18 protein-coding genes and 2 pseudogenes are annotated in these 24847 nt (G+C 71.2%); 9 read left to right on the top strand and 11 right to left on the bottom strand.

Features of this window, described 5'->3' with window-relative positions; genetic code table 11:
- Positions 1-10 precede the first annotated feature (10 nt).
- Both B4915_RS14125 and B4915_RS14120 read left to right on the top strand, forming a co-directional pair.
- The gene (locus B4915_RS14125; protein ID WP_146120125.1) at positions 11-4810 is read left to right on the top strand and encodes a DUF5979 domain-containing protein; all 4800 of its coding nucleotides are present in this window, start codon (positions 11-13) and stop codon (positions 4808-4810) included.
- 187 nt (positions 4811-4997) lie between these two features.
- Positions 4998-5771, top strand: coding sequence for an SDR family NAD(P)-dependent oxidoreductase (locus tag B4915_RS14120; protein WP_425436382.1), 774 nt, complete (start codon positions 4998-5000; stop codon positions 5769-5771).
- A 46-nt stretch (positions 5772-5817) separates the two neighbouring features.
- Here B4915_RS14120 and B4915_RS14115 read toward each other — a convergent pair whose 3' ends face one another.
- The 5 genes and pseudogenes from B4915_RS14115 to B4915_RS15045 form a co-directional block, all read right to left on the bottom strand.
- Entirely contained in the window at positions 5818-6591 is a 774-nt protein-coding gene (locus tag B4915_RS14115; RefSeq protein WP_425436382.1) for an SDR family NAD(P)-dependent oxidoreductase, read from the bottom strand.
- Positions 6592-6778: 187 nt separating this feature from the next.
- Positions 6779-11578 (bottom strand): DUF5979 domain-containing protein, encoded by a 4800-nt coding sequence (locus B4915_RS14110; RefSeq protein WP_146120125.1) that lies wholly within the window; start codon positions 11576-11578, stop codon positions 6779-6781.
- An 87-nt stretch (positions 11579-11665) separates the two neighbouring features.
- Positions 11666-11971, bottom strand: a complete 306-nt coding sequence (locus B4915_RS14105) for a hypothetical protein (RefSeq protein ID WP_105806458.1) — start codon at positions 11969-11971, stop codon at positions 11666-11668.
- 242 nt (positions 11972-12213) lie between these two features.
- Complete coding sequence (locus tag B4915_RS14100; protein ID WP_105806457.1) at positions 12214-13149, bottom strand: virulence RhuM family protein/type II toxin-antitoxin system death-on-curing family toxin; 936 nt, start codon at positions 13147-13149, stop codon at positions 12214-12216.
- A gap of 115 nt (positions 13150-13264) precedes the next feature.
- Positions 13265-13363: pseudogene (locus B4915_RS15045) on the bottom strand (VOC family protein); the annotation flags it as partial.
- Positions 13364-13522: 159 nt separating this feature from the next.
- On the opposite strand from B4915_RS15045, the gene B4915_RS14090 reads away from it, so the two are divergent.
- Complete coding sequence (locus tag B4915_RS14090) at positions 13523-13840, top strand: nucleotide pyrophosphohydrolase (RefSeq protein WP_105806456.1); 318 nt, start codon at positions 13523-13525, stop codon at positions 13838-13840.
- Positions 13827-15560 (top strand): DUF2075 domain-containing protein, encoded by a 1734-nt coding sequence (locus B4915_RS14085; RefSeq protein ID WP_105806455.1) that lies wholly within the window; start codon positions 13827-13829, stop codon positions 15558-15560. Before B4915_RS14090 ends, B4915_RS14085 begins: the two co-directional genes overlap by 14 nt.
- Positions 15561-15734: 174 nt before the next feature.
- On the opposite strand, the gene B4915_RS14080 is transcribed toward B4915_RS14085, so the two are convergent.
- Both B4915_RS14080 and B4915_RS14075 read right to left on the bottom strand, forming a co-directional pair.
- Positions 15735-16106 (bottom strand): VOC family protein, encoded by a 372-nt coding sequence (locus B4915_RS14080; protein ID WP_105806454.1) that lies wholly within the window; start codon positions 16104-16106, stop codon positions 15735-15737.
- A 154-nt stretch (positions 16107-16260) separates the two neighbouring features.
- On the bottom strand, positions 16261-17310 hold the full coding sequence (locus tag B4915_RS14075; RefSeq protein ID WP_105806453.1) for an NAD(P)-dependent alcohol dehydrogenase: 1050 nt from the start codon (positions 17308-17310) through the stop codon (positions 16261-16263).
- 238 nt (positions 17311-17548) lie between these two features.
- On the opposite strand from B4915_RS14075, the gene B4915_RS14995 reads away from it, so the two are divergent.
- Entirely contained in the window at positions 17549-18052 is a 504-nt protein-coding gene (locus B4915_RS14995) for a SixA phosphatase family protein (protein ID WP_105806452.1), read from the top strand.
- 48 nt (positions 18053-18100) lie between these two features.
- Here B4915_RS14995 and soxR read toward each other — a convergent pair.
- A pseudogene (soxR, locus tag B4915_RS14065) lies at positions 18101-18529 on the bottom strand (redox-sensitive transcriptional activator SoxR); the annotation flags it as partial.
- 48 nt (positions 18530-18577) lie between these two features.
- Here soxR and B4915_RS14060 point away from each other — a divergent pair.
- The gene (locus B4915_RS14060) at positions 18578-20092 is read left to right on the top strand and encodes an MFS transporter (protein ID WP_146120124.1); all 1515 of its coding nucleotides are present in this window, start codon (positions 18578-18580) and stop codon (positions 20090-20092) included.
- A gap of 79 nt (positions 20093-20171) precedes the next feature.
- On the opposite strand, the gene B4915_RS14055 is transcribed toward B4915_RS14060, so the two are convergent.
- Positions 20172-21209, bottom strand: a complete 1038-nt coding sequence (locus B4915_RS14055) for a serine hydrolase domain-containing protein (RefSeq protein ID WP_105806451.1) — start codon at positions 21207-21209, stop codon at positions 20172-20174.
- Positions 21210-21420: 211 nt separating this feature from the next.
- Positions 21421-21840, bottom strand: a complete 420-nt coding sequence (locus B4915_RS14050) for an Lrp/AsnC family transcriptional regulator (RefSeq protein WP_105806450.1) — start codon at positions 21838-21840, stop codon at positions 21421-21423.
- A gap of 69 nt (positions 21841-21909) precedes the next feature.
- On the opposite strand from B4915_RS14050, the gene B4915_RS14045 reads away from it, so the two are divergent.
- Positions 21910-22647: a LysE family transporter gene (locus B4915_RS14045; protein WP_105806449.1), complete on the top strand. Its 738-nt coding sequence runs from the start codon at positions 21910-21912 to the stop codon at positions 22645-22647.
- Positions 22648-22746: 99 nt separating this feature from the next.
- Here B4915_RS14045 and B4915_RS14040 read toward each other — a convergent pair whose 3' ends face one another.
- Positions 22747-22992 (bottom strand): putative antibiotic biosynthesis monooxygenase, encoded by a 246-nt coding sequence (locus tag B4915_RS14040; RefSeq protein WP_105806448.1) that lies wholly within the window; start codon positions 22990-22992, stop codon positions 22747-22749.
- 153 nt (positions 22993-23145) lie between these two features.
- On the opposite strand from B4915_RS14040, the gene B4915_RS14035 reads away from it, so the two are divergent.
- Positions 23146-23826, top strand: a complete 681-nt coding sequence (locus B4915_RS14035) for a TetR/AcrR family transcriptional regulator (protein WP_105806447.1) — start codon at positions 23146-23148, stop codon at positions 23824-23826.
- The gene (locus B4915_RS14030; RefSeq protein ID WP_105806446.1) at positions 23823-24752 is read left to right on the top strand and encodes a DUF4031 domain-containing protein; all 930 of its coding nucleotides are present in this window, start codon (positions 23823-23825) and stop codon (positions 24750-24752) included. The genes B4915_RS14035 and B4915_RS14030 overlap by 4 nt, the downstream gene beginning before the upstream one ends.
- Positions 24753-24847 lie beyond the last annotated feature (95 nt).

Below are 24847 nucleotides of genomic sequence, written 5' to 3'. Positions count from 1 at the left end.
GGGGTGGACGATGCGGTCTCGCAAAAACAAGAAAGAAGTCCAATTTAAACGTGGGCTCGCCATGCTGGCATGCGGTCTCCTGGCGGTCACCGGGCTGGTGGTGACGGAACTGGCCTCCGCGCCGACGCCGGCGCAGGCGGCGGCCTCGGATCTGCTCGACTGCACGCCCTCGTCCCCGTACGTGTACAACCTGCGGAGCCCGGACCAGACCGTGGGCGGTCAGCGCGTGAATCGCGTCGAGCGGGTCAACGTCACGACGGGCGAGGTGGAGGTCATCGCGGACTTCTCGGCGGCCACCGCGCCCGACGACCTCGTCATCGAAGAGCAGGTCAACGGACTCGGCATTCGCAGAGACGAGCTGGGGCGCGGCCGCTGGCTGGTCTTCTCGACCAGCAACATCTCGGATCTGAGCGGAACGCGGAACGTCTATCAGTACGATCTGCTGACCGAGACGCTGGTCTCCACCCGCATCCCCGACGAGATCTGGTCGGCCGACTCGAACCACACGACCCGCCACGGCGCGGTCGACCTGAGCACCGGCATGTACTACACGGCGACGCACCGCAGCAACTCCGACGAGTTCACGCTCATCGCCTACGACCTCGATGCGGAGGAGGTGTGGCTCGCCGGCCACCTGCGCACTCCGGGCGCGACCGGCTCCAGCGGCGACATGGCCTTCGACTCGCTCGGCAACCTCTACTTCATCGTCGGCGGCCAGTCGGCTGCCCGGCAGTTCACCGCCCCGGCGGGGACGCTCCCGACCGAGCCGGGGCAGCAGATCGAGTTCACCCTGACCGACACGGGCGGCGCGGCCACGGACGACGCGGCCCCGCAGCAGCGGCCCCCGCTGTCGCGCACCAACGGCGTCGGCGTCGCCTTCGGGCCCTACGGGTATCTGTACGAGACCTTCGCCTCCGGCTTCCTCTACCGCGTCGACCCCTCGTCCGGCGTGATCGTCCCCGATGCGGCGGTGCGCCCGCAGGACGTCGCCCTCGTCGACCTCGGCCCAGCGCAGCCGGGCTCGACGGCGCGGGGCGGCTCCTCGACCGACCTCGCCACCTGCGCGTCCCCGAGCACCATCGAGGTCCGCAAGTTCGTCAACCACCGCGAGAAGGACAGCGACCAGTTCACCATGTCGGTGACGCGCGAGGACGGCGAGGCCGTCGGCGTCCCTGCCACCACGAGCGGCACGGAGAACGGGCTGCAGCAGGAGCAGGTGGGCCCGGTCGGGATCCTCACCCTGCGCGGGGACGGCAGCACCCCCTGGAGCTACACGATCTCCGAGACGGGCACCGGGGCGACCGACCTCTCCGACTACGACACGAGCTACCACTGCGTCGACCGCAACGACTCGTCGTGGGGCCCGTACTCGGGCAGCTTCGCCGGCTCCGAGGAACGCAGTTTCACGATCGAGACCCCCACGCGCGAGGCGGGGGCGGCGAGCCGCGCGATCGTGTGCACGCTGACGAATGCCGACCCCGGCAACCCCGTGGTCGTGAAGCAGTTCGACGACGAGACGCCGCGGGCGGCCGTCGACGATGTGACCTTCTCCGGGAGCTATCGCTGCGTGCTCGAATCGGCAGAGCCGGCCGTCGTGAACGAGGGCACCTGGACGGTGGAGGGCAGCGGGCCCGCGCTGCTGGTCCCGGAATCGGGTTCGACCACCGACGTGCCGATCGGCTCGGTGTGCGAGGTGAGGGAGGACGCGCTCGACGCAGGCGTCTTCCCCGATGACTCCTGGTCGTGGGGCGCCACCGTCTTCGCACCGGAGACCCCGGGCGATCCCGCGTCGGGAACCGTCACCATCACTGCGGAGGACACGCTCGCGAACACCGTCACCGTCACCAACTCGGCCCGGCAGGCCACGGCGCCGCTGCAGATCACCAAGTCGTTCGCGGACGGTGCGCCCGACTGGGTCGAGGAGGTCGCCTTCTCGGGGGCCTACGACTGCGCCTACGCGGGCCTCGACGGCGTGCGCGGCACGGACGACGACGTCATCAACACCGGCAGCTGGAGCATCACGGGCACGGGGGAGGCGGCCCTCGACCCCGAGGCGAGCGCGCTGCCGGTGAACTCCGTGTGCTGGATCACCGAGGACACGCCGTCCGACGACGAGCTCCCGGCGGGAGCGTGGCACTGGATCGCCCCGAGCTACGAGCCTGCCAGTGACGACGGCAGCTCCGCCATCGTGACGATCCGCGACGCCGCCGAGAATCGGGCGACCGTCACGAACTCCGCGAGCGGTCTCTCCATCGTCAAGGCATTCCCCGACGGCGCCCCCGAGTGGGTGCAGGAGATCACCTACACGGGCAGCTACCGCTGCGAGACCGGCACCGCGCAGATCACGGGCACCTGGTCCGTGACCGGGGCCGGGATCGCGGAGCTCAGCCCCGGCGAGGGGCAGCCCGCCGAGCTTCCGCCTGGCGCGAGCTGCAGCGCGAGCGAGGACACGCTCGACCCCGGGCAGCTGCCGGACGAGAGCTGGTCGTGGGGGACGCCCGCCATCACCCCCGACTCGGTCCTCGCCGGCTCCGATCCGGCGGCCAGCACGATCACCGTGACCAACTCGGTGTCGCAGGAGACGCCCGTCGTGTCGCTGAACATCGACAAGGCGCTGCCGGAGGGATCCCCGGCGTGGCTCGATCAGCTGCGCTACACCGGTGGATACTCGTGCGTCCTCGGCGACGAGGAGTACACGGGCACTTGGGCGGTCACCGGTGCGGGACCCGCGGTCCTCACCCCCGGGGAGGGCTCCTCCGCCGAGCTCCCCGTGGGAGCGCAGTGCACGGTCGAGGAGGACGCGCTTGATCCCGGGCTGCTGCCGGACGCCTCGTGGACGTGGAACGCCCCGGTGATCGATCCTCAGCCGCTGGAGCTGACGGCCGAGGGGGAGAACACCGTGACGGTGACGAACGGTGCCACGCAGGCCACCACCTCCCTGTCCATCGCGAAGGCGTTCCCGGAGGATGCCCCGTCGTGGCTGGGGGAGCTCTCCTACTCCGGCCGCTACTCCTGCGCCATCGGAACCCAGCTCGACACCGGCTCGTGGAGCGTCACCGGCGCGGGTGCCGCGACGCTGCTCCCCGATGAGGGGAGCTCCGCGGAGCTGCCCGTCGGCGCGGCGTGCACCGTCTCGGAGGGCGAGCTCGATCCGGCGCTCCTGCCGAACCCCTCGTGGGCCTGGCAGCCGCCGGTCATCGATCCGACGCCGCTGGTCCTCACCGCCGACGGCGCGAACACGGTGACGGTGACGAACAGCGCGTCGCAGGCGACCACCGGGCTCTCCGTCGTGAAGGCGCTCCCCGAGGGATCTCCCGAGTGGCTGCAGGAGATCACCTACTCGGGTGCCTACGCCTGCAGCACCACGGGAGAGGAGAACACGGGCACCTGGGTCGTCACCGGCGCAGGCGAGGCGCAGCTCGCGGCCGACCCGGGCACCAGCAGTGAGCTGCCCGCGGGTTCCTCCTGCGTGGTGACCGAGGAGCCTCCCGCCGAGGGACTGCTGCCGAACGCCTCGTGGAGCTGGGACCAGCCGCTCATCGATCCGGTGCCGATCGTGCTGTCGGCCGAGGGGCCGAACGTCGTCACCGTGACGAACGGGGCGACGCAGGCGACTGCGGCGCTGACCGTCGCGAAGGCCTTCGCGGACGGTGCGCCGGAGTGGATGGAGGACGTCGCCTACTCGGGGGGCTACGCGTGCGCGATCGGATCTGAGGAGTCGAGCGGCACCTGGTCGGTCACCGGCTCCGGGACTGCGGTGCTCGAGCCGTCGCCCGGCTCCGTCTCGCCCGCGGCGATCCCGGCGGGCTCCGCGTGCACGGTCACCGAGGACGCGCTGAACCCGGAGGATCTTCCGGACGAGCTCTGGTCGTGGGCCGAGCCGGTGGTGGACCCCGTCCCGCTCGTGCTCGCCGCGGACGCGGAGAACGTCGTGACGGTCACGAACAACGCCAGCCGGCTCCCCACCGCGGAGGTGGCGATCCGCAAGGCGTTCGCGGAGGGCTCGCCCGGGTGGATGGACGGGGTCGCCTACACGGGAGGCTTCGAGTGCCGCTTCGAGGGCGCAGTGTTCGCGGGGAGCTGGCGCGTCACCGGGTCCGGTGACGCGGTGCTCGCCCCCAGTGCCGAGGTGCCGCTCGGTGCCGAGTGCTCGGTGAGCGAGGACGCGCCCTCGGCGGAGGATCTCCCCGACGCCTCGTGGGCGTGGGGCGAACCGGAGGTGTCGCCGGATTCGCTCATCGTCGGCGAAGCGGCTTCGAATGTGTTCACCGTCACGAACAGCGCGATGAGGGTGACGGGCAGCCTGCAGATCGAGAAGGCGCTCGCGCCGGGTTCACCGGCCTGGCTCGGGGACATCACCTACACGGGCAGCTGGTCGTGCACCCTCGGTGAAGAGACCCGGGCGGGGAGCTGGTCGGTGACCGGGGCCGGGTCCGCCGAGTTGCGGCCGGCGGCCGAACTCCCCGTCGGTGCCGTGTGCACGGTGGCGGAGGATCCCCTCGACCCGGGCGAGCTCCCGGACGGCACCTGGGAGTGGGAGCAGCCGGTCATCGAGATCACCCGGATCACCATCGCCTCCGGGGCGCCGGAGACCCCGGTGGCCGTCGTGAACGCCGCGCGGCAATCCGATTCGCCGGCACCGGGTCCGGGGCCCGAGCCGCCGCATCCGGGCCCTGAGCCGCCGCATCCGGGTCCCGGCCGGATCGCCGAGACGGGCGGCGGGGACAGCGCGGGGCTGCTGCTGCTCCTGGCCGGGGCCGGGGTGCTCGCCGGAGCCGCGGTGCTCGCGCTCCGTCCGCGGCGGCGGTGACGCCGTGATGGTCGGGCCGGCTCCTGGTTAGCATGGAGCTGAGACAGCAGCGCCGCCACGTCGAAAGGTGACCGAGATGCGATCCAGCGAAACCAGCAGCGCCAGCGAAGCCGGCCGCGCGGCGCGCACCGCACGCCCCACGCTCGTCACCGGCTCCGTCGTGCTCGTCACGGGGGCCGCCGCCGGCATGGGGGAGCTGTACGCGCGGCGCGCCGCGAAGGAGGGGGCGCGGGCGATCGCGCTGTGGGATCTCGACGGGCCGCGGGCGGAGGCGCTCGCCGCCGAGCTGAGCGGCGGCGAGACCACGGCGCGCGCCTATGTCGTCGACGTTTCCGACCGTGAGGCGGTGCGGGAGGCGGCCGGGCGGACCGTCGCGGAGCTCGGCGTCCCCGACGTGCTCATCAACAACGCCGGCATCGTGCGCGGTGCGCTCTTCTGGGAGCACGACCCCGAGCGCGACATCGAGCTCACGATGCGCGTCAACACGCTCGCCCCCATGTGGCTCACGCGCGAGCTGCTCCGGGCGATGCTCGCCGATCGCGGCCGGCCGAAGCGCATCCTCAACATCGCCTCCGCCGCGGGCACGCTCGCCAATCCGCGGATGAGTGTCTACGCCGCCTCGAAGTGGGCGATGATCGGGTGGAGCGAGTCACTGCGCCTCGAACTCGCGCGCGAGGGCCACGGCCACGTCGCCGTCACGACGTTCTGCCCCAGCTACGTCTCCACGGGCATGTTCGCGGGCGCCCGCGGCCCGCTGCTCACCCCGATCATGACGCCGGTGCGGGCAGCCCGCGCCGCGTGGGAGGGCATGCTCGCGGGCACGCCGCTCGTGCTGCGGCCGTGGACGGTGAAGCTCGCGATGGCGTTGCGCGGGATCCTGCCCACGCGCGTGTGGGACGCGATCGCGGATCGCGTGTTCCACGTGTACTCCTCGATGGATCGCTTCACGGGACGCGGCTGAGGCTCCCTGGTGCCCCGGATCAGCTGATCCGGGGCACCAGGGAGCCTCAGCCGCGTCCCGTGAAGCGATCCATCGAGGAGTACACGTGGAACACGCGATCCGCGATCGCGTCCCACACGCGCGTGGGCAGGATCCCGCGCAACGCCATCGCGAGCTTCACCGTCCACGGCCGCAGCACGAGCGGCGTGCCCGCGAGCATGCCCTCCCACGCGGCGCGGGCTGCCCGCACCGGCGTCATGATCGGGGTGAGCAGCGGGCCGCGGGCGCCCGCGAACATGCCCGTGGAGACGTAGCTGGGGCAGAACGTCGTGACGGCGACGTGGCCGTGGCCCTCGCGCGCGAGTTCGAGGCGCAGTGACTCGCTCCACCCGATCATCGCCCACTTCGAGGCGGCGTAGACACTCATCCGCGGATTGGCGAGCGTGCCCGCGGCGGAGGCGATGTTGAGGATGCGCTTCGGCCGGCCGCGATCGGCGAGCATCGCCCGGAGCAGCTCGCGCGTGAGCCACATGGGGGCGAGCGTGTTGACGCGCATCGTGAGCTCGATGTCGCGCTCGGGGTCGTGCTCCCAGAAGAGCGCACCGCGCACGATGCCGGCGTTGTTGATGAGCACGTCGGGGACGCCGAGCTCCGCGACGGTCCGCCCGGCCGCCTCCCGCACCGCCTCACGGTCGGAAACGTCGACGACATAGGCGCGCGCCGTGGTCTCGCCGCCGCTCAGCTCGGCGGCGAGCGCCTCCGCCCGCGGCCCGTCGAGATCCCACAGCGCGATCGCCCGCGCCCCCTCCTTCGCGGCGCGCCGCGCGTACAGCTCCCCCATGCCGGCGGCGGCCCCCGTGACGAGCACGACGGAGCCGGTGACGAGCGTGGGGCGTGCGGTGCGCGCCGCGCGGCCGGCTTCGCTGGCGCTGCTGGTTTCGCTGGATCGCATCTCGGTCACCTTTCGACGTGGCGGCGCTGCTGTCTCAGCTCCATGCTAACCAGGAGCCGGCCCGACCATCACGGCGTCACCGCCGCCGCGGACGGAGCGCGAGCACCGCGGCTCCGGCGAGCACCCCGGCCCCGGCCAGGAGCAGCAGCAGCCCCGCGCTGTCCCCGCCGCCCGTCTCGGCGATCCGGCCGGGACCCGGATGCGGCGGCTCAGGGCCCGGATGCGGCGGCTCGGGCCCCGGACCCGGTGCCGGCGAATCGGATTGCCGCGCGGCGTTCACGACGGCCACCGGGGTCTCCGGCGCCCCGGAGGCGATGGTGATCCGGGTGATCTCGATGACCGGCTGCTCCCACTCCCAGGTGCCGTCCGGGAGCTCGCCCGGGTCGAGGGGATCCTCCGCCACCGTGCACACGGCACCGACGGGGAGTTCGGCCGCCGGCCGCAACTCGGCGGACCCGGCCCCGGTCACCGACCAGCTCCCCGCCCGGGTCTCTTCACCGAGGGTGCACGACCAGCTGCCCGTGTAGGTGATGTCCCCGAGCCAGGCCGGTGAACCCGGCGCGAGCGCCTTCTCGATCTGCAGGCTGCCCGTCACCCTCATCGCGCTGTTCGTGACGGTGAACACATTCGAAGCCGCTTCGCCGACGATGAGCGAATCCGGCGACACCTCCGGTTCGCCCCACGCCCACGAGGCGTCGGGGAGATCCTCCGCCGAGGGCGCGTCCTCGCTCACCGAGCACTCGGCACCGAGCGGCACCTCGGCACTGGGGGCGAGCACCGCGTCACCGGACCCGGTGACGCGCCAGCTCCCCGCGAACACTGCGCCCTCGAAGCGGCACTCGAAGCCTCCCGTGTAGGCGACCCCGTCCATCCACCCGGGCGAGCCCTCCGCGAACGCCTTGCGGATCGCCACCTCCGCGGTGGGGAGCCGGCTGGCGTTGTTCGTGACCGTCACGACGTTCTCCGCGTCCGCGGCGAGCACGAGCGGGACGGGGTCCACCACCGGCTCGGCCCACGACCAGAGCTCGTCCGGAAGATCCTCCGGGTTCAGCGCGTCCTCGGTGACCGTGCACGCGGAGCCCGCCGGGATCGCCGCGGGCGAGACGGAGCCGGGCGACGGCTCGAGCACCGCAGTCCCGGAGCCGGTGACCGACCAGGTGCCGCTCGACTCCTCAGATCCGATCGCGCACGCGTAGCCCCCCGAGTAGGCGACGTCCTCCATCCACTCCGGCGCACCGTCCGCGAAGGCCTTCGCGACGGTCAGCGCCGCAGTCGCCTGCGTCGCCCCGTTCGTCACGGTGACGACGTTCGGCCCCTCGGCCGACAGCACGATCGGCACCGGATCGATGAGCGGCTGGTCCCAGCTCCACGAGGCGTTCGGCAGCAGTCCCTCGGCGGGAGGCTCCTCGGTCACCACGCAGGAGGAACCCGCGGGCAGCTCACTGCTGGTGCCCGGGTCGGCCGCGAGCTGCGCCTCGCCTGCGCCGGTGACGACCCAGGTGCCCGTGTTCTCCTCTCCCGTGGTGCTGCAGGCGTAGGCACCCGAGTAGGTGATCTCCTGCAGCCACTCGGGAGATCCCTCGGGGAGCGCCTTCACGACGGAGAGCCCGGTGGTCGCCTGCGACGCGCTGTTCGTCACCGTCACCGTGTTCGCGCCGTCGGCGGTGAGGACCAGCGGCGTCGGATCGATGACCGGCGGCTGCCAGGCCCACGAGGGGTTCGGCAGGAGCGCCGGATCGAGCTCGCCCTCCGAGACGGTGCACGCCGCGCCGACGGGCAGCTCCGCGGAGCTCCCCTCATCGGGGAGCAGCGTCGCGGCACCCGCGCCGGTGACGCTCCACGAGCCGGTGTCGAGCTGGGTTCCGATGGCGCAGGAGTAGCGGCCGGAGTAGGAGAGCTCCCCCAGCCACGACGGGGCATCCTCCGGGAACGCCTTCGCGATGGACAGGGAGGTGGTGGCCTGCGTGGCACCGTTCGTCACCGTCACGGTGTTCTCCCCCTCGGCCGTCAGCTCCAGCGGCTGAGGATCGATCACCGGGGCGTTCCACGTCCACGAGGCGTCCGGCAGCAGCCCGGGATCAAGCGCGTCCTCCTCGACCGTGCACTGCGCTCCCACGGGGAGCTCGGCGGAGGAGCCCTCCCCGGGGGTGAGGACCGCGGGTCCCGCACCGGTGACCGCCCAAGTGCCCGTGTACTCCTCGTCGCCGAGGACGCACGAGTATCCACCGGTGTAGCGCAGCTGATCGAGCCACGCCGGGGATCCCTCCGGCAGCGCCTTGTCGATGTTCAGCGACACGACGGGCGTCTCCTGCGACACCGAGTTGGTCACGGTGATCGTGCTGGCCGCCGGATCGGAGCCGGCGAGGACCGAGTCGGGGGTGATGGCGGGCGTCCCCCACGACCAGCTCTCGTCCGGCAGCTGCCCGGGGTCGAGCGTGTCCTCGCTCGCGCTGCAGCTCGCGCCAGGCGGAAGCTCGGCGGGCTGCCCCTCGCCGGGGCTGAGCTCCGCGATCCCGGCCCCGGTCACGGACCAGGTGCCCGTGATCTGCGCGGTGCCGGTCTCGCAGCGGTAGCTGCCCGTGTAGGTGATCTCCTGCACCCACTCGGGGGCGCCGTCGGGGAATGCCTTGACGATGGAGAGACCGCTCGCGGAGTTCGTGACGGTCGCCCGATTCTCGGCGGCGTCGCGGATCGTCACGATGGCGGAGCTGCCGTCGTCACTGGCAGGCTCGTAGCTCGGGGCGATCCAGTGCCACGCTCCCGCCGGGAGCTCGTCGTCGGACGGCGTGTCCTCGGTGATCCAGCACACGGAGTTCACCGGCAGCGCGCTCGCCTCGGGGTCGAGGGCCGCCTCCCCCGTGCCCGTGATGCTCCAGCTGCCGGTGTTGATGACGTCGTCGTCCGTGCCGCGCACGCCGTCGAGGCCCGCGTAGGCGCAGTCGTAGGCCCCCGAGAAGGCGACCTCCTCGACCCAGTCGGGCGCACCGTCCGCGAACGACTTGGTGATCTGCAGCGGCGCCGTGGCCTGCCGGGCCGAGTTGGTGACGGTGACGGTGTTCGCGAGCGTGTCCTCCGCAGTGATGGTGACGGTTCCCGACGCGGGATCGCCCGGGGTCTCCGGTGCGAAGACGGTGGCGCCCCACGACCAGGAGTCATCGGGGAAGACGCCTGCGTCGAGCGCGTCCTCCCTCACCTCGCACACCGAGCCGATCGGCACGTCGGTGGTCGAACCCGATTCCGGGACCAGCAGCGCGGGCCCGCTGCCCTCCACCGTCCAGGTGCCCTCGTTCACGACGGCCGGCTCTGCCGATTCGAGCACGCAGCGATAGCTCCCGGAGAAGGTCACATCGTCGACGGCCGCCCGCGGCGTCTCGTCGTCGAACTGCTTCACGACCACGGGGTTGCCGGGGTCGGCATTCGTCAGCGTGCACACGATCGCGCGGCTCGCCGCCCCCGCCTCGCGCGTGGGGGTCTCGATCGTGAAACTGCGTTCCTCGGAGCCGGCGAAGCTGCCCGAGTACGGGCCCCACGACGAGTCGTTGCGGTCGACGCAGTGGTAGCTCGTGTCGTAGTCGGAGAGGTCGGTCGCCCCGGTGCCCGTCTCGGAGATCGTGTAGCTCCAGGGGGTGCTGCCGTCCCCGCGCAGGGTGAGGATCCCGACCGGGCCCACCTGCTCCTGCTGCAGCCCGTTCTCCGTGCCGCTCGTGGTGGCAGGGACGCCGACGGCCTCGCCGTCCTCGCGCGTCACCGACATGGTGAACTGGTCGCTGTCCTTCTCGCGGTGGTTGACGAACTTGCGGACCTCGATGGTGCTCGGGGACGCGCAGGTGGCGAGGTCGGTCGAGGAGCCGCCCCGCGCCGTCGAGCCCGGCTGCGCTGGGCCGAGGTCGACGAGGGCGACGTCCTGCGGGCGCACCGCCGCATCGGGGACGATCACGCCGGACGAGGGGTCGACGCGGTAGAGGAAGCCGGAGGCGAAGGTCTCGTACAGATACCCGTAGGGCCCGAAGGCGACGCCGACGCCGTTGGTGCGCGACAGCGGGGGCCGCTGCTGCGGGGCCGCGTCGTCCGTGGCCGCGCCGCCCGTGTCGGTCAGGGTGAACTCGATCTGCTGCCCCGGCTCGGTCGGGAGCGTCCCCGCCGGGGCGGTGAACTGCCGGGCAGCCGACTGGCCGCCGACGATGAAGTAGAGGTTGCCGAGCGAGTCGAAGGCCATGTCGCCGCTGGAGCCGGTCGCGCCCGGAGTGCGCAGGTGGCCGGCGAGCCACACCTCCTCCGCATCGAGGTCGTAGGCGATGAGCGTGAACTCGTCGGAGTTGCTGCGGTGCGTCGCCGTGTAGTACATGCCGGTGCTCAGGTCGACCGCGCCGTGGCGGGTCGTGTGGTTCGAGTCGGCCGACCAGATCTCGTCGGGGATGCGGGTGGAGACCAGCGTCTCGGTCAGCAGATCGTACTGATAGACGTTCCGCGTTCCGCTCAGATCCGAGATGTTGCTGGTCGAGAAGACCAGCCAGCGGCCGCGCCCCAGCTCGTCTCTGCGAATGCCGAGTCCGTTGACCTGCTCTTCGATGACGAGGTCGTCGGGCGCGGTGGCCGCCGAGAAGTCCGCGATGACCTCCACCTCGCCCGTCGTGACGTTGACCCGCTCGACGCGATTCACGCGCTGACCGCCCACGGTCTGGTCCGGGCTCCGCAGGTTGTACACGTACGGGGACGAGGGCGTGCAGTCGAGCAGATCCGAGGCCGCCGCCTGCGCCGGCGTCGGCGCGGAGGCCAGTTCCGTCACCACCAGCCCGGTGACCGCCAGGAGACCGCATGCCAGCATGGCGAGCCCACGTTTAAATTGGACTTCTTTCTTGTTTTTGCGAGACCGCATCGTCCACCCCCCGCAAACAGGCTAGGCGATGGCACGTAAAAGCGGTAGGGCCACAGCTCGGCGGCTGGCGACCGGCCGTGATCCCGCTCAGCGAGCGTGGGCGGCAGCCCCGTCGTGCGTGCCGGTGGACGCGGTGGCCGCGGTGCTCCCGGACGTGGTCGCGGTGGTCTGCGCGCTCCCGGACGTGGTTGCGGTGGTAGAGGGTGCGGCAGCGGAGACGGCGCTCACGGGGTCACTGCTGATGGTGCGCTCGGACCCCTGCAGTGCCGACGCGGTCGCGCCGCCCACGATCGCCCACACAGCGAGCGTCGCCACGAGCGCGAGCGCGACGGCGAGCGAGAGGCACACGGCGATGAAGGGCACGGGACGGTGGAGCGGATGGGTGGCGGTCATGGTTCCACCCTCCCGGAACCGCACCTCCCGCGCGTCACCCCCCGGTGCCGACCCCGTGGCACCCCAGTGCCATCCGCTCCTCGTTGACTGCGCCGAACTCAGCCCAGGAACGGTGCCGTCTGTCAGTATCCCGAAACGGACTTGGGGCGGAGTCGCCTGGGCGCTCATTCAGCAAGTCACCCGCTCGTGTCGAAGCTGACACTTTCGGCACAGTGTTCAGCGGTCAGACCATCGAATACGGCTCACGCGGCACGCCCCGTGATCATGCGAATCAGCAGGGCGATCATGAGGTCCTTCTCCTTCGGGTCGCTCATTGCGACCATGAGGGTAATCGCGGCGAGCGTGTTATTCGCAATGCACGGGGCGCCGCTATTGCTCGCCAGCATTCCGTTACGAGCGAGGAAGGTGATGAACAGTGCCGCCGCGCTGCGCTTGTTGCCGTCCGAGAGCGGATGGTCTTTGACCACCAGGTACAGCAGGTTCGCCGCCTTCTCTTCGACTGTCGGGTACAGATCCTGCCCGTCGAAACCCTGATAGATCGCGCCGACCACGCCGCCGAGCGCATCGCCACGCTCTCTGCCGAGCAAGCCGTCATCGGGAAACTCGTCAGCAACGTGCGCGATGACCGACCGGGCTTCGTCGAGAGTGAGCGTCCATCCGGGAACGACACAGGGCGCGGTGTCGATGCTGCCCTCGTCGTAGTCGCGCAGCAGGGTGAGGCTGGGGAGGTACTCCGCCAACACATCGGCAACCCCTGCAACCAGCTCATCGCTGGAACGGGAGAGAATCTGCACGATCTGACCGAGCTCTCGCAATCGTGATTCGTTCACGGCCACACCTTCGAGAAGGTACCGGCGGAGAACGTCCGTTGCCCACCGACGAAAGTACACGCCCTCGGGCGACTTGACACGGTAGCCGACGGAAAGGGCGAGGTCGAGGTTGTAGTGTTCGACCCGGTATGTCTTACCGTCGGTGGCAGTTGTCGCAAATTTTGCGACAACTGCCACGCCCTCGAGTTCCTCCCGCCTCGCGTTTGCGATGTGCTTACCGATGGTCTTCACGTCACGCCCGAACAGCGTTGCCAATTGCTGACGTGTGAGCCAAACGGTGTCGTGGTCGGCCCGGACTTCAAGCGAGACGGTGCCATCGTGAGAGGTGTAGAGTTCGAGGCTGCTCATGGCTCCAACGTACCTCCGACCACCGACATTGACCGGATTCGGCGCCGCCTCACAATCCTCTCCCCGGTGCCACAACCCGGCTAGCGCTCTTGCGGCCGTTGGTGCGCAGGGCCGCTCAACAGAGTCGGCGGCGGAGGAGGCAGTACTCCGTTGCCTTCGGGCCCTGGCCGATGTCGGTCGGCCGCGCGCCGAGCGCGAGGAGGCGGTCGAGTTCGGGCACCAGCTGCAGCGCGAGCACCGCAAGCCCCACTGCCAAGCCGTACCCAGAGATTCCCGCCCGCCCAGTATCGTCGACCGGCAGGGGCTCGGTCTCAGCAGCGCTGCACCCGACGCCACTCCACCGAGTGCTTGCCGCGGTGCTAACTTAAGAAGCATGCATGAGAAGCCTGTCCGCACTGCGCTTCGAGAGTTCGTTGCCGAGCGCGACTGGGGGAAGTTCCATACGCCGGAGAATCTGGCAAAGAGCATCAGCATCGAAGCGGGTGAACTTCTCGAGTGTTTTCAATGGGACGACTCGGGCCTTGGCTCAGCTGAGGACGAACTGGCCGATGTATTGACCTATTGCCTGCTTCTCGCAGATCGGCTAGGTCTCGACCCCGACGAGATCGTGCTTCAGAAACTCGAGAAGACGCGGGTGAAATACCCGGCGGCTGATGCCCGAGGCAGGAGCACTAAGTATGACCGCCTCTGAGGTCGAACGTCTCCCCTTTACTGCTGAGAGTGTACGCGCCTGGGGCGCGGTCGATCCCCGGCACCGGAACTGGCCCGTGGTCTACATTCTCAACAGCCATCGCGAGGTATACGTGGGGGAATCGCTCAACGTCGAAGCACGGATGCGTCAGCATCTCGATTCTCCCGAGAAGAGAGACCTCGAGTGGTTCCGTGTGGTCCTCGATGACACCTTCAACAAGTCGGCATGCCTTGACCTTGAGTCGTTCCTCATCAGGATGTTCTCCGGGGACGGCTACCTGAAGGTTCTTAACCACAACGCGGGGATCACGGACTCCGACTACTACAACCGCGAGACCTATCAGCAGGCCTTCCACGGTGTATTCGAGCATCTCCGCACCCAAGAACATCTGTTTCAGCGGACCCTGCCCGAGATCATCAACAGCGATCTCTTCAAGCTCTCACCCTTCAAAGCGCTGAATCACGACCAGGCAATCGCGGTCGAGGACATTCTCGAGGGGCTCTTCGCAGACCTCGAGCATGGCACTTCGAGCACGGTCATCGTGCATGGCAACCCTGGAACCGGCAAGACGGTGGTCGCGATCTACCTCCTGAAGCTGCTGGAGGACATCCGGGGACACGATCCGAAAGAGCCCATCGACAGCGACTCGATATTCAGCGACTTCTTCACACCGGGTCACGCGGACTTGCTGAAAACGTTGAAGGTCGGAATCGTCGTGCCTCAGCAGTCGCTTCGCGAGTCCATCGCCAAGGTCTTTTCTCTGACCCCTGGTCTCAGCAAAGACCTCGTCCTCACCCCTTACGGCGTCGGTGAGAGCGAGGAGCCTTTTGACCTGCTCATCGTCGACGAGGCTCACCGTTTGAATCGGCGCGCAAACCAGGCCTCGGGCCCCCTGAACCAGAAGTTCGCTGAAATCAATCGCAAGCTCTTCGGTCAGGACGACCTTCAGCTGACTCAGTTGGACTGGATCAGGAAGCAGAGCACACACACGATACTGATGCTCGACGCAGGCCAGAGCGTGCGTCCTGCGGACCTTTCGCCGGAGACGACGCGCGCACTCGTGAACGAAGCCTCCTTGACTGGCCGCATCTATCCGCTGCACTCGCAAATGCGGATCTCGGGCGGGCAGGACTACGTCGGCTACGTTCGATCCGTCCTCAGCGACGAGCCTCCGAAGAGCAGGATTTCATTCGAAGGGTACGATCTCCGACTCTTCTCGGACTTCGGAGAGATGCGGCGACAGATCCTGCTGCGTGAGGAAGAACACGGCCTCTCAAGGCTGGTGGCCGGGTACGCGTGGCCTTGGCGGAGCAAGCGAGACAAGGAGGCGTTCGACATTGAGATCTGCGGCGAGCGCCTTCGCTGGAACACCACGCAACGGGACTGGATCAATAGCCCGGGTTCGATCGAGGAGATGGGGTCGATCCACACGGTCCAGGGGTACGACCTCAACTACGCTGGCGTCACTTTCGGCAACGACCTCACGTATGACATCGCGTCCAAAAGGATCGTTTTCAACCGCGCCAACTATCACGACAAGAAGGGCCGTGAGAACAATCCGAAGCTCGGACTCACCTTCAGCGACGAGGACCTCCTGCGGTACGTCAAGAACATCTACACGGTGCTCTTGACCCGCGGAATACTCGGCACGTACATCTATGTCTGTGACCCGGCTCTTCGGGACTATCTCCGCAGCTACTTCTCAACGCAACTCACATGAAACCTGTCGGAGCATCTCCCCGCTTGCCACCAGAACAGGCACCTAAGGCACCTGCCCGGCACCCGCGCAACACCCCTCCACCAATGCCGTTGCACACCTCCTCCTTTCGAATTCGCGCGCATGCGGACCCCGAGTCCCCGCCAGCGCTTTGCGGCAGTTGGTGCGCAAGCAATGTCAGCCGAGTCGGCGGCGGAGGAGGCAGAACGCGTTGCCTTCGGGGTCCTGGAGGACGTGCCAGGACACTTCGGGGCCCTGGCCGATGTCGGCCAGCCGCGCACCGAGCGCGAGGAGGCGGTCGAGTTCGGCGTTCTGATCGCGGTCGGTCGGGTTGATGTCGAAGTGCAGGCGGAGCTTCCCGGTTTTGGGAGCCACGGACGGAACGAACACGAGCGTCGGCTGAACCCCGCCGAAGCCCGCTTCCGGGCCGATCTCGACGCCGTCGTCGTCCGCTTCGAGCACCGTGAAGCCGAGCACCTCGCACCAGAACTGCGCGAGCCGCTGCGGGTCGCGCGCATCGATCACGATCTCGGAGAGCCGGGCAGCCATGCCGTGCAGCCTACTCCCCACGCCGCCCGCACGACAGCGTCATTGAGCGCCGAAATATAAACGCCCGCTCAGGGGCTTCCCGGACGCAGGCGGGTCGCCCCAGGCGGGCGGCCCTCCCCGCACCGGCGAGGAAGGTCCGCCCACGTGAGCGGGGTCAGGCGGCGTGGGGGACGACCACGGCGCGGGCGGAGAGCTTGCCCTCGTGGAGCAGGCGGTAGGCGTCGAGCGCCTGATCCATCGGGAAGCGCTGGATGTCAGGCTCGATCTGGCCGGCGCGGTACATGGCGACGACCTCGTGCAGCTCCGACACCGAGCCCCAGTAGCTGCTGGTCAGCACCGACTCGTAGGGCGCGGTGAAGAACGACCACTCGACCACGCCGCCCGCGATGCCCACGACCTGCACCCGGCCGCCCACCGCAACGACCGACATGGCGAGCTTCAGCGTGGGAGCAGCGCCGACGAAGTCGAAGACCGCATCCACGCCGCGACCGCCGGTGGCCTCGCGGATCCTTGCCGCCTGGTCGTCGCCGCCCGGCACCGTCACGGCGCCGCGCGCAGCGGCCGCGTCCATCGCGGACTGCTTCATGTCGGTCGCGATCACCGTCGCCCCGGTGAGCGCCCGCAGGATCTGCACGGCGATCTGGCCGAGCCCTCCGAGGCCGACCACGAGCGCCGTCGCCCCGCCCCGGTTCAGCACCGGCAGCGCCTTCTTGATCGCGTGATACGGGGTGAGCGCGGCATCGGCGAGCGGGGCCGCGGCGACGGGATCCGCGTCGCCCAGCGGGATCAGGTGCCCGGCGGGCACGACCACGTAGTCGGCCATGCCGCCGTCGCGGCCGAGCCCGACGCCCTGCGCCGGGTTCGTGGCCGCGTTCTCGCAGTAGGTCTCCTCGCCGCGCGCGCACGCAGCACAGCGGCCGCAGCCCGTGGGACCGTAGACGAGGTAGGCGTCGCCCTTCGTGAAGCCGGTGACGCCCTCACCCACCTCCTCCACCCAGCCCGAGTTCTCGTGGCCGAGCGTGTAGGGCGGCTGCAACCCCGGCAGCCCCATCGAGGCGTCGAACTCGGCGAACAGCGACACATCGCTGTGGCACGCACCCGCGCCCGCAACCTTCAGCAGCACCTCCCCGGGCCCCGGCTTCGGCCGCTCGATCTCCTGCAGTTCGGGAAAGGTCTTCCAGTCGGTCAGTCGAACAGCGCGCATGCGTTCCTTCTTTCCTCGGCAGTGCGAAGGGCCCGGGCATTCGCGCCGCGCCCACCTCGATTCTCCTCCTCTCCCGGCCCTGGGTTCGCGGGCAGCGCAAACATGCCGCCCGCGATTGACGGAACCCCGATGGTGCACGCCCGCTCGTGTGCCCTGGGCGCCGCCGGCGGGCGGAGCCGTTTAGGCTGGGTGGGGCGGATCGAACCGCCGTCCCACGCCCAGCACGCAGAGGAGCGTCATGCCGCAGCTCATCCTCGTCCGGCACGCCAAGTCCGACTGGGGCGAGCCGGGCCTGCGCGACCACGACCGCCCGCTGAACGCCCGTGGCGAGCGCGACGCGCCGGTCTTGGCGGCGAGGCTCGCGGTGGCACGGGACGCGGACCCCGACGCGTTCGGGATCGCGCGCGTCCTCAGCAGCACCGCGCAGCGGGCGCGCAGCACGGCCGAGCACTTCGGCGCTGCGCTCGGGATCCCCGTGGAGTTCGATGAGGCCCTCTACCTGGCCCCAGCAGAGACGTTGCTCGCCACCGCTGCCGCCGCGAACGTCGACGGGGTGCTGCTCGTCGCGCACGACCCGGGGATCTCAGGCCTCGCCCACCGGCTCTCCTCCGGCGGCATCGACCGCATGCCCACCTGCGCGGTCGCCCGTTTCGCGTGGCGCGGCGGCACCTGGGCCGAGGCGATCACCCGCCCCGCCGAGGCGTGGAGCGTCGACGCCCCGCGGGAGGGACGGCGCGGCTGATCCGCGTCCGCGCGCTTCCCCGCCCGGGCCCGCCTCGGGCAGCCGCCGCGCGCCGGGTCCCTCCTCGGCGAGCACGTCGCCGGGGTTGAGCACCCGGCAGGTGCCGAGCGAGAGGCATCCGCAGCCGATGCAGCCGATCAGCTCCTCCTCCAGCCGCTCCAGCTCCCGCCGCCGCGCTTCGAGCCGGTCGTGCCAGCCGCGCGAGATCCGCCGCCAGTCGGCCTTGCCCGGCATACGGTCGTGAGGCAGGGCGGCGAACACCTCCTGCAGCTCCGAGAGCGGGATCCCGAACCTGCGCGCCGCGACGATGATGCCGATGCGGCGGAGCACGTGCCGGGGGTAGCGGCGCTGATTGCCGGCGGTGCGCGTCGCCGCGATGAGCCCCTGCTGCTCGTAGTAGCGGACCGCGCTCGGGGCGATGCCGGCGCGGCTCGCCACCTCCCCCACGGTCAGCAGATCGGTGGGCGAACGGCGCATCCCAGCCTCCTTGACTTCAAGTGGACTTGAAGTTCTAGCGTAGCGGACATGCGTGAACACTCTTCCGACAAGCACACCGACACCGGCACCGTCGAGGCCTCGCCCGCATCCCCGGAGGCCGTCACCGGGGATGCGGAGCCCAGCGCCGGGTCCGCCGGGGACGCACCTGCCCCGCCCGCCGCCAGCTGGGGCGCCCTCTTCGCGAAGCCCCACCGCACGGCGGTGATCGTCATGGCCGGCGGCGTCGCGCTCTACGCGATGAACCTCTACTTCACCGCATCCCTGCTCCCCTCCGTCGTGGCCGAGCTCGGCGGCAGGCAGTTCTACGCCTGGGCGTCCACGGCCTACCTCATCGCCGCGGTGACGGCGACCATGTTCACCGGGCGCGTGCTGGGCGCGCGCGGCAGCGGCGGCTCCTACGTCATCGCCTACCTCGTGTTCGCCGCCGGCACCGCGCTCGCGGCGTGCAGCCCGGCCATGCAGCTGCTCGTGGCGGGCCGCGCCGTGCAGGGGCTCGGCGCGGGGCTCCTCACCGGCCTCGGCTTCGCGACCATCCGCGCGGTGCTCCCCTCCGAGCTGTGGACGCGCGCGACCGGCCTGGTCTCCGCCATGTTCGGCGTGGGCACGCTCTTCGGCCCCGCACTCGGCGGCCTCTTCGCCCAGTTCGGCGCGTGGCGGGCGGCTTTCGCGGCGCTCGCGGGCGTCGCGATCCTGCTCGTCTTCGTCACCGCGCGCGCACTCCCCCGCGAGCGGCCTGAGCAGCCCGCGCGCACCCCCATTCCGTTCCCCTCGATCGTGGCGCTCGCCGTCACCGCCGCGCTGCTGAGCCTGAGCTCCACGCTCAGCGGCGCGTGGATCCCGCTGACCATCGCGGGCGCGCTCGCCCTGCTGCTCCTCTTCTTCGCGCTCGACGCACGCAACCCCAACGGGGTCCTGCCGCGGCTCGCCTACGTCCGCGGCAACCCGCTGAAGTGGGTGTACCTGACGGTGGCGGGTCTGTGCGCCGGGATCACCGCCGAGAACTTCATCCCGCTCTTCGGGCAGCAGCTCGCGGGAGCCAGCCCGATCGTGGCGGGGATCCTGGGCGCCGCGCCCTCCGTCGGCTGGACCACCGCGCAGGTGCTCAGCGTGAGCGCGGGCGAGCGCATGGCGCGCGCCCGCGTGCGGACGGGGCCGGTCGTGGTGGTTGCGGGCTTCGCGGCCTACGGGCTGCTGCAGCGCGCCGACGCGGGCTGGGCGGACCTGGCGATCTGGGCGGTGCTGCTGTTCCTCGCGGGCGCCGGCGTGGGCATGGCCTACCCGCACCTCTCGGTGGCGGCGATGCGCGCGAGCGACGACCCGGCCGAGGGTGCGAAGGCGGCCGCCGCGGTGAGCACGACGCAGCTCGTCGCCTTCACCCTGACGAGCGCGATTGCCGGCAATCTGCTCGCCTTCGGCGGTGACTCGCCGCTCGCCTCGGCGCAGTGGCTGATCCTCGGGGTGACGGCGCTGACGGCGCTCGGGATCCCGGCGGCGCTGCTCGCGATGCGGGGGCGGCGGGAGGCCGGACGGGAACGGGTCTGAGGGCGGGACCGGGATCCGGATCGGGGTCCCTGCGGATTCGCACTGATCCCGGCAGGAGTGCGCCGCACCCCGGGAGGGATCAGCGCCCGGCGGCCCCCTCGCCGAGGAACCGCGTCGCGAAACCGTCGAGGTCGCGGTAGATGGCCGACATCGCCGCAACCGCTCGTCCGGTGGCGAGGCCGACGGAGACGTGCGCCTGCGAGCCCCAGGTGGCGCCGTCGTGCAGGAGCACCGGCTCCCCCGTCGGTGCCGGGCCGGAGCCGCCGGGTGCAGTGGCCTCGCGGATCAGCCAGCAGTAGCCCACGCCCAGCCCGGGCCCGGCCGCGCGCTGGACGGCGGTCGCGCTCCGGATTCCCGCCGCGAGGGGCGTCGCGCCGGGATCTCGCACGGCGTCGAGCAGGCGCTCCAGATCGGCGAGCGACGACGCGAACATGCCCGCCCCCGGCATGTGATCCCGCAGGTAGGGCATCGGCATGCCGCGGCGGTTGTGCGGACGGGAGACGGCGTCCGCACCGCCCTCTGGCCGGTCGAGGCCGGTGCGGGTCATGCCGAGCGGGAGCAGCAGGCGCTCGCGGATCAGCTCTGCGAAGGGCCGGCCACTCGCGGCGGCGAGCGCGTCACCGAGCAGGCCGATGCCCATGCTCGAGTAGCGGAAGCCTCCGTCGGCGCGCGCCCGCGCTGCCGCGCGCGACAGATCCACCCGGTAGGCGGCCGGGCTCACGCCCCGCCACGGGTCGCGCCTGCTCAGCCCGAGCGCCCCGACGGCCTCTCGCGGCCCGAGGCGCGGCGGCGTGTTCGGCAAGCCGGAGTGATGCGTGGCGAGCTCCGCGAGCGAGGGGGCGCGATCCCGCCAGGGCAGGCGCTCCCCCGTCACCTCGTCGACCGGGGCATCGGGGTCCACCTCGCCCGCCTCGGCCAGCACTCCGAGCAGCGTGCCGGTGAGCACCTTGCTGACGGAGCCGATCTCGAAGCGGTCGCCGGCCGCCACGCCGGGGCGTGCCGTGCGGCACCAGCCGCGCTCGCCGCTCCGCAGCGACACCGCGAGCGGCGCGCGCGCCCGGCCGGCGAGCGCGCTCACCTCGGCGCTCACCGCGCCGAACGGTCGTGGTCTCCCCATGCCGATGCCTCCCTATTCGCCCCGCTAGGCCGCGCGCTCACGCCGCCCCGGTTCCAGCCAAGCAGCACTGAACTCGCGCCGCATCGGCCGGACGTGCGATCTTCCTCCCCCGCGCGAGGGAGTCGCGGCGCATCCCCGCGCATCGCGCGGCACCCGGGTGCCACGGACCGCGAGACCGGGAGGGAGCGCGTGACGGAGGAGGGCCTCCGCCTCAGCGCAGAGCGAGGCGGGTCTGGGTCTGGGCGGCGCCGCCCTCGCGCTTGAGCAGGCGCAGCAGCCGGTCGAGCGCGGCGGTGTCGCGCAGACGCACGCGCAGCAGGTAGTCGTAGGGACCGGTGACGTGCACCGCGTCGAGCACGCCGGGTGCCGTGTGCGCCCAGCGCAGAAACTCCTCGGAGTCGCGATCGGCCTGCAAGCGCACATCGACGAAGGCCTCGATGCCCGCCGGCCCCTCGGCGCGCGCCTCGCCGAGCAGCACGGTGAAGCCGGTGATGACGCCTGCCTCGCGCAGCCGCCGCACGCGCGCCGAGACGGCGTTGGTGCCGAGCCCCACCTGGCGTCCGATCGCGCTGTAGGCACGCCGAGCATCCTCTCGCAGGAGAGCGATGATCTGCTCGTCAATGGCGTCCACACCACGAATCATACTGCTCTGACCACGCACCTCTCTGTGTGAGGCGGGCCGGGTCCGCATGCTGAAGGCATGAATCTCGCGGCTGCGCTCTCCGCCGGGCTGGTGGCCGGGCTCGCCCTGGCGCTCCCGCTCGGCGCGGTCGGCGCGCTGCTGTTCGCCACCGGCCTGCGGCACGGCTTCGCTCACGGCTGGCCTGCGGCTGCCGGCGTCGCCTCCGTCGACGCGCTCTACTGCGCGCTCGCGGTCACGCTCGGGGCGCTCGCCGCTCCCGCGATCCGCGCCCTGGCGCCCTGGCCCGCCGTCGCGGGCGGCGTCGCGGTGATCGCGATCGCGGTGCTCGGCTTCGCGCGTGCCCGGCGTGCCGCGCCCGACGGGGACCCCGGAGCCGGGGTTGCGGTTCCGGGTCCCGGCTCCGGAACCGCCGTGGATCCCGGGTCACCGGATCCCGGCACCGATCCCGCCCCCGCGCCCGGCACCGCTTCCGCCCGCGGGCCCGTCGCGCCGCCCCGGCGCATGCGCCGGTATCTCGCCTTCGTGGCCCTCACGCTCGTCAACCCGCTGACGCTGCTGTACTTCGCGGCGATCGCCGCGGGCTCCGGCGAGCTGCTGGCGGGGACCGACGCCCGGATCGCCTTCACGGCCGGGGTGCTGCTCGGCTCGCTGCTGTGGCAGCTCGTCCTGGTCGGCGCGGGCGCGTTGCTGTCGGCGCGTCTGCCGCGCCGCGTGACGCGTCTCACGCTGCTCGCGGGGAACGTGCTCGTCGCGGCGCTCGGGCTCTCGCTCCTGTTGGGCGCGCTCAGCGGCTGAGCAGCGGCGCACCGAGCCGCCCGGCGGCCTCGCCGGGCGTGCAGAGCTCGGCGACGGCCTCGCGCCCGACGGCACCACGGGCGCCGAGCACCACGGCTCTCACGCGGCGGTCGTCTCCGCGCGGCGTCGGCGCAGCATCCCCAGGACCCGGAACAGGGTCGGGATCACGACGCCCACCGCGAGCGGCACCACCACGGCCAGGGTGAGTCCGGTCGAGAGCACGAGCGGCCACGCTGCGGTGAGGGGCCGCAGCAGCCACTGGGCGAGCAGGACGAGCGGGAAGATCCCGATCCAGGTCACGATCATGCGCACCGGCGCCGGGGGCATCGGCGGCGTCGAGGGCATCCGGGGCGTCTGAGCTGCCGCGGGCGTCGGGGAAGGCATCATGTGATCTCCAAACATTCGGTTGCATTTTGCAGCGTAGCGATCCGCCGCAACATCTGCAACCGTTCGTTTGGAGTTCGGCAACCGGCCGGTTGGACTTGCTAGGATCCCTGCATGGCCTGGGACACCGACGCGACGCAGCGGAAGCTGCTGCTCGCCGGAGCCCGGCAGTTCGCCGCGGCAGGCTTCGCGGGCGCCCGGATCGAGGCGATCGGCGCCGACGCGGGCGTGAACAAGGAGCGCATCTACCGCTACTTCGGCGACAAGCGCGCCTTCTTCGCCGCGGTGCTCGGACACGAGCTGGCGGGGCTGCTCGACGGCCTCGACGTCACCGGCACCGGAGCCGAGGCGATCGGTGATTTCGTTGCGCAGCTGCTCGACCGATGCGAGCGGCACCCCGAACTACCGCGGCTGCTGCTGTGGGAGAGCCTCGAGCTGGACGCCGCCGTCGCCATCGAGCAGCGCCGCCCGGTCTGCGCGCACAAGGTGGACGGGATCCTCACGGCGCTGCCCGCACTCGACCGCGGCCGCGCCGAGCATCTGCTCTTCAGCCTGATCGCGCTCGCGGTCGGCTGGTGCGAGCTCGGGAACCTCGGATCTGCCGTCGTCGGCGGGACCATGGAGTGGGAGACCCGACGCGCGACCGTCGTGGCGCACGCGCGCGCGCTCGCGACGGGGATGACGGAGGAGGCCGAGGCGTCCGAGGCCAGCGGCTCGCCGCGGAGCGCGGCGCCGGCCCCGCCGGCCGGCACGGCGACGCATCCGCCCCTCGCGGCGGAGGAGTCCCGCTCGTGACGATCCTGATCGATCCGCCGACGTGGCCCGCCCACGGCACCGTCTGGAGCCACCTCGTCTCCGACCGCGACGCCGCCGAATTGCACGCCTTCGCGAAGCGACTCGGGATCCCTCGCAGAGGCTTCGACCTCGACCACTACGACGTGCCCGCCTCGCTCACCGAGCGGGCGATCGCCCTGGGGGCGAGACCCGTCTCCGCGCGCGAGGTGCTGCAGGCGCTGCGCGACTCGGGTCAGCGCGTGCGCCAGGTGGACCGGCCCGTGATGGCCCCGGTGCGGCGGCGCCAGTATCTCGCCGCGGAGTGGGCCGAGCTCGGCCCGGCGTGCGGCGTGCGGCCGGCCCGCACGGACGCGTGGGCTCGGCTCGGCGAGGATCTGCTCGCCCGCTGGGCGGAGCCCCACCGCAGCTACCACAGCGAGGAGCACCTCGAAGACGTGCTGCTCGCCCTCGACCAGCTCGGGACCCGCGGCGAGCGCGTCCCACCGGAAACGCTCTTGGCGGCCTGGTTCCACGACGCGGTCTACTCCGGCGCCGCCGACGACGAAGCAGCCTCGGCGCGGCTCGCCCGCGAGGCGCTCGACTCGGCGGGACTCGACGCGGCGCTGGCTGAGCGCGTGGCGGCCTTCGTCGCCGAGACGGCTCCCGCCAGGGCGGTCCAGGATCCCGAGCACCCCCTCGCCCTGCTGCTCGACGCCGACCTCGCGATCTTCGCCGCCTCGAAGGCCCGCTACGAGCGCTACTCGCAGGCGGTGCGCACCGAGTACGCACACGTACCCGCAGCGGACTTCGCCCGGGGCCGATCCGAGATCCTGCGCGGCTATCTCGATCGCCCCGCCGTCTACCGCACCGAGGCGGCCCGGAACCTCTGGGAGTCCCGCGCCCGCGCCAACCTCGCCGCAGAGCTCGCCGCGCTCGCCAGCGGCTGAGCGCGACGAGTAACCACCGGCCGCCGTTCACCGACCCCATCGGCTTCCCAGCCACCCGCCATCACCGCCCACCCTTCACCGCCCTCGATCACCGG

This window comes from Leucobacter massiliensis (assembly GCF_002982315.1).
Taxonomy (GTDB): domain Bacteria; phylum Actinomycetota; class Actinomycetes; order Actinomycetales; family Microbacteriaceae; genus Leucobacter; species Leucobacter massiliensis.
This window is presented reverse-complemented; position numbering and strand designations above follow the sequence as displayed.

Coding starts and splice junctions, on each gene's coding strand:
- B4915_RS14035 (WP_105806447.1), top strand. CDS start 23,146: ATGGCCTGGGACACCGACGCGACGCAGCGGAAGCTGCTGCTCGCCGGA.
- B4915_RS14105 (WP_105806458.1), bottom strand. CDS start 11,971: ATGACCGCCACCCATCCGCTCCACCGTCCCGTGCCCTTCATCGCCGTG.
- B4915_RS14085 (WP_105806455.1), top strand. CDS start 13,827: ATGACCGCCTCTGAGGTCGAACGTCTCCCCTTTACTGCTGAGAGTGTA.
- B4915_RS14090 (WP_105806456.1), top strand. CDS start 13,523: ATGCATGAGAAGCCTGTCCGCACTGCGCTTCGAGAGTTCGTTGCCGAG.
- B4915_RS14055 (WP_105806451.1), bottom strand. CDS start 21,209: ATGGGGAGACCACGACCGTTCGGCGCGGTGAGCGCCGAGGTGAGCGCG.
- B4915_RS14080 (WP_105806454.1), bottom strand. CDS start 16,106: ATGGCTGCCCGGCTCTCCGAGATCGTGATCGATGCGCGCGACCCGCAG.
- B4915_RS14045 (WP_105806449.1), top strand. CDS start 21,910: ATGAATCTCGCGGCTGCGCTCTCCGCCGGGCTGGTGGCCGGGCTCGCC.
- B4915_RS14100 (WP_105806457.1), bottom strand. CDS start 13,149: ATGAGCAGCCTCGAACTCTACACCTCTCACGATGGCACCGTCTCGCTT.
- B4915_RS14110 (WP_146120125.1), bottom strand. CDS start 11,578: ATGCGGTCTCGCAAAAACAAGAAAGAAGTCCAATTTAAACGTGGGCTC.
- B4915_RS14115 (WP_425436382.1), bottom strand. CDS start 6,591: ATGGGGGAGCTGTACGCGCGGCGCGCCGCGAAGGAGGGGGCGCGGGCG.
- B4915_RS14075 (WP_105806453.1), bottom strand. CDS start 17,310: ATGCGCGCTGTTCGACTGACCGACTGGAAGACCTTTCCCGAACTGCAG.
- B4915_RS14995 (WP_105806452.1), top strand. CDS start 17,549: ATGCCGCAGCTCATCCTCGTCCGGCACGCCAAGTCCGACTGGGGCGAG.
- B4915_RS14060 (WP_146120124.1), top strand. CDS start 18,578: ATGCGTGAACACTCTTCCGACAAGCACACCGACACCGGCACCGTCGAG.
- B4915_RS14120 (WP_425436382.1), top strand. CDS start 4,998: ATGGGGGAGCTGTACGCGCGGCGCGCCGCGAAGGAGGGGGCGCGGGCG.
- B4915_RS14125 (WP_146120125.1), top strand. CDS start 11: ATGCGGTCTCGCAAAAACAAGAAAGAAGTCCAATTTAAACGTGGGCTC.
- B4915_RS14040 (WP_105806448.1), bottom strand. CDS start 22,992: ATGCCCTCGACGCCGCCGATGCCCCCGGCGCCGGTGCGCATGATCGTG.